Origin of the sequence: Pseudoalteromonas sp. S4741 (genome assembly GCF_005886135.1) — a bacterium.
GTDB classification, from domain to species: Bacteria; Pseudomonadota; Gammaproteobacteria; order Enterobacterales; family Alteromonadaceae; genus Pseudoalteromonas; species Pseudoalteromonas tetraodonis.
Genome location: NZ_PNCN01000194.1, coordinates 1 through 2,565, shown reverse-complemented (window position 1 = coordinate 2,565; position 2,565 = coordinate 1). Strand labels below are relative to the sequence as shown.

Below are 2,565 nucleotides of genomic sequence, written 5' to 3'. Positions count from 1 at the left end.
GGTTGTTCCCCATAAATCGGCGATCACGCATCTTTAATGCCAAACTGGCGCTGCCCTTCGGGTTGTGTCTAGGGGAAATTTTCTCTTTTTTGCTCGGTTTTGACTTAGCCCACTAGGTTACAAACCTCGCGCCGCGATTAAACCGCCCCTAGTTTGAACAAATTGTAATCCGCAAAGGTCAACAGACCCTAGTATAAAAACAATTAAATATAGCCTTAAAAAGCGATAGCTATTAACATGCAAAGGTAAGTAATTTCACTTTAATACGACATAACAACTAAAAGTCTTTTTACTAGAGGGAATTTTTATGGCTAACAAGCCAATAAGTGAAGATAATCCATTTGCTAATTTATCTGATGTGCAGTGTGAGCAGATCCAAAATTGGTACCAAAAACATATTTCTTCAACTTTACATTCTTTACTTAAAGGCAGTAAGTCTGGTCAAGTAATAGACAGTAAATTAGAGCACGCGTTAAACGAAGCATTAAAAAACAGTAAACAGACCATAACCTATAAAGGCGATGGTAATTCGCCTATAAAATTACAAAATGCCAGTGTATTGGCCGAGCTCAAAGATACACGCAATTTGTTTCATGGTGCACAAGTTAAAATAAATAAGCTAGAACAAAAAATAACAACAAGTGCTGACGAAATACAATTACTAGAGACTCAAAAAAGCGAACTACAACTAGAAGTACGTAGTTTAAAGCAACGGTTAAACCATGTTTTATCACGATTAGAGTCGCAAGGTGTTTCGTTTCAAAAAAGCCATTATGTAGGGCGTATATTAGTTCAGGCTTTGCGAGCAAGCTTTGAAAATTGGCAGCAAACGCCCTCTGGTGAGTCTTTCAAAAATCATGATTTTTATAAGCTTTTTCCTCGGGTGTTATACTCAAGCTTATTAAAGGAAATAGAAAAACTGCTAGGGGAGCATGATTATAATAAAATAGAACGCTCGTTGAGTGATTTTGTGTTTCAACAAAAGGGCTCTCCAGTAGAGAATTGGCCAGATGAAGACCCGATTTACGAGACGCGGTTAATTAACCAAAAGCAATCAGAGCTGTTAATAAAATTACATAGCCAACACCTGCAACGAAAAAACTTTACGTCCTATTTAGAAAAACGCCTTTCTAGTACTGGTTTTACCCATAAACACAGTGATTTATTGATGACTTTAGTTGAGTTTGCGACACACGATGAAAATAGCAAATTTTCTAGTTATTGCCATTAAGTTATTAAGTATTAAAGCAGCACCACTAAATATCATGTTGTTGTAGGCCAAGTATTTTTAATTTGGTTGCTAGGGTATTTTGTGCAAGTGTTTTTTTTACTATTTTATAAAGTGTGTTTACATTAAGTTGGTGTGTAGGGCGAATTAATAATTGGTGTTTATAGGTTTGCGCGACGCGTTCAGAGATAAGCAGCTTTTTTTTACTTTCTGGGTATTTATTGAGGTATTGATTTAAGTAAGAACGGGTAACAATCGCCATATCGCTGCGTTTTTTTAATACTAATTCAATACTTTTTTTATGACTGCTCAGTAACATCATTTTATATTCGTTTTCAAGTATTGATGGATTGTTTTCAAAGTTTGCTAGCTGATAGTGATAGCCTAAAATCCCAATGAGGGTTTTATCGTCTAAGTTATCAAACCAAGCTTGTGACTTTGCAAATTGCTTTAAAGCAATAAATACTTCGCTGTCTGTTGCCATCACAGGGGAGTTACTGATTATATGGTTGCCTTGCAGCCACCCCCAGTTTGGATCTTCAAAAAATACCGCATCGAACAAACCTTGCTGATAATCTTTAAAGCGCCGAATAGGTGTGGTGAGCACAAGCTCAAAATGATAGTCAGATTGTATTTTATTAAGCTCAGCAATTAGCTCTACGGTGAAACCTGAAGCACGGCCGTCAACAATCTCTATGTAGGGAGGAAATTCATAGCCACCCACTTTGATTAGGGTTTTAGCTTGAACTTGCCCAGCAAAAATAAATAGCAATAGTAATGTAATGAGTGCGGCAGACTTCACAGGTAAATCCTTTCCTAGAATACTTTCTGATATTTCATCTTATAAGATAGCCTACTTGTTAACATAGTATTAATTTTCAAGCAATAAATTCTGACTTTGCAACGTGATTAAATGGATGTTACCTGATATTTATTAAGGAAGTTTAGAGCGTGTGCGCTTTTTCTTGGTATGTTTTTTGATGTTGGGCGTTGCTTGATGGCGGGTGTTTCCCCAATGTCGGGTGTTTCCCTTAATGTCGGGTGTTTTCCCCAATGTCGGGTGTTTCCCCCAATGTCGTTTGGCGCGGCTTCGCCACTTAACCGACCTACGTTCCCAATAATTAACGTAGGTTGGATAAGCCAGAGGCGCCATCCGACGATGTTGGATAATTCGGAGGCGCCATCCGACGATGTTGGATAATCCGGAGGCGTCATCCGACGATGTTGGATAATTCGGAGGCGTCATCCGACGATGTTGGATAATTCGGAGGCGTCATCCGACGATGTTGGATAATTCAAAGTAGTTATCCTACGATAATTAATAACAAACACTAAAT

The 2,565-nt window shown here is 38.0% G+C and carries 2 protein-coding genes; one reads left to right on the top strand and one right to left on the bottom strand.

Translation table 11 applies throughout. The features are described 5' to 3' along the window. Positions 1-307: 307 nt before the first annotated feature. Positions 308-1,231 carry a hypothetical protein gene (locus tag CWC30_RS17575; RefSeq protein ID WP_138627742.1) on the top strand — a complete coding sequence of 308 codons (924 nt, stop codon included), beginning with the start codon at positions 308-310 and terminating at the stop codon, positions 1,229-1,231. A 25-nt stretch (positions 1,232-1,256) separates the two neighbouring features. Here CWC30_RS17575 and CWC30_RS17570 read toward each other — a convergent pair whose 3' ends face one another. After that, positions 1,257-2,030, bottom strand: a complete 774-nt coding sequence (locus tag CWC30_RS17570) for a transporter substrate-binding domain-containing protein (RefSeq protein WP_076920898.1) — start codon at positions 2,028-2,030, stop codon at positions 1,257-1,259. Positions 2,031-2,565 lie beyond the last annotated feature (535 nt).

What these genes read in the sequence shown, in the direction of transcription:
- CWC30_RS17575 (WP_138627742.1), top strand. Translation starts at nt 308, where the DNA reads ATGGCTAACAAGCCAATAAGTGAAGATAATCCATTTGCTAATTTATCT.